General features: G+C 66.3%; 1 protein-coding gene. It reads left to right on the plus strand.

Annotated elements, in window-relative coordinates:
* Nucleotides 1-199 precede the first annotated feature (199 nt).
* The coding region (locus tag K2Z83_RS28465; protein WP_220598548.1) for a hypothetical protein at nt 200-1356 on the plus strand (1157 nt) is incomplete at its 3' end.

The raw sequence follows: 1356 nt of genomic DNA on the forward strand, positions 1-1356 counted from the left end.
AGGCATGTTTCAGAATCGGCCATTCCAGCTTGACAGTTCCGCCGAAGGGCTTGCAGCAAAACTCCCTGTGCCGTATGGTTGATGTACCGCATCCACCATCAAACACAGGGAGAACCCGATGGGTCAGACGCATGGTAGCACGCCCGAGCAGCGGATACAATGGGCCAGTCAGATGCTTGCACACGATCATGAGTATGGCATGGTGAGCGCCCTGAGCCGCACCGTCGGTGTGTCGCGCCAGAGCCTGTATACCTGGAAAGCGCAGGCCCGTGCGGCGCTGGAACAGGCTTTTACCGACACCACCACGACCACCGTGGTCGCGCCAGACGTGGCGTGTCAGATCCTGACCTTGCTGGTCGAGAGCCATAGCAGCTATGCCAACATCCAGGTGTGCCTCCGCCGCCTGACCGGCCAGCAGGTCAGCATCGGCACCATCAGTACCGTGGTGCAGGAGGCCCAGGAGCGGGCCCTGCACTGGATGGCCACGCACGCCCCTGCCAGCATCCGCGCCCTGGCCTTGGACGAGATCTACGCGAACAACCGTCGTGGCGCGTACCTGAACGTGGTCGATACGGTCAGTTGGGCGGTCTGGGCGGCGGAAGGACCCCTGCCCGTGGACGCCGAGAGCTGGACGTTGGTCTTGTGGCTGGCCCAGGACCGGGGTCTGCGCTGGCATAGTCTGGTGAGCGATGGCGGTGACGCGATAGGGTCGGCGTGTCAGACGGTCGACCCCCACGGGCGACACGGGCGTGACCATTGGCACCTCTTCCATACCATCAGTCAGGTGCAGCACCGCCTGACGCGCCAGCTGCGCACGCTGGACGAGCGGACGCCCACGGTCATCCGTCAGGCCGCGCGGATCGCAGCCGGCAAGAAACCCCGTGGCGGGAAGCCGAAAACCGATGTGGCTGCGCACGAGGCCGAGATCGTCCACCTGACCCGGACGGTCGCGGAACTGCACGCCTGGAGCAGTATGCTGCGCGATGGGTTGGCGGTGGTGGCGCTTGACCGCACGGGCATTCAGGATGCACCGTGTCGTCAGGGTGAACTGCAGGCCGCCCTGGAGCTGTTGGCCGAGCTTCAGGCGACGGCACCCAGTGGCGTGCAAGCCGAACTCAAGCGGCTGCACACCCATGTGCGTCTGGCGGCCCCCGCGCTGCTGACGTTTGTGGCACCGCTGGACGCGGTGCATGCCGACATGCAGGCAGTCGTGGGCCGAGCGGGCCTGGCGCTGATCGCCTGGGCCTGGCTGCGGCGTGAGGTGTTGGGCTGGGACACCGAGCAGTTGGTTTCCGGGCTGCCGGTGGCCTGGCGCACCGCCGCGCGGGTGCTCATCCATGCCTGGGAGACGGCACC

This window comes from Oscillochloris sp. ZM17-4 (genome assembly GCF_019599295.1).
Taxonomy (GTDB): Bacteria; Chloroflexota; Chloroflexia; order Chloroflexales; family Chloroflexaceae; genus Oscillochloris.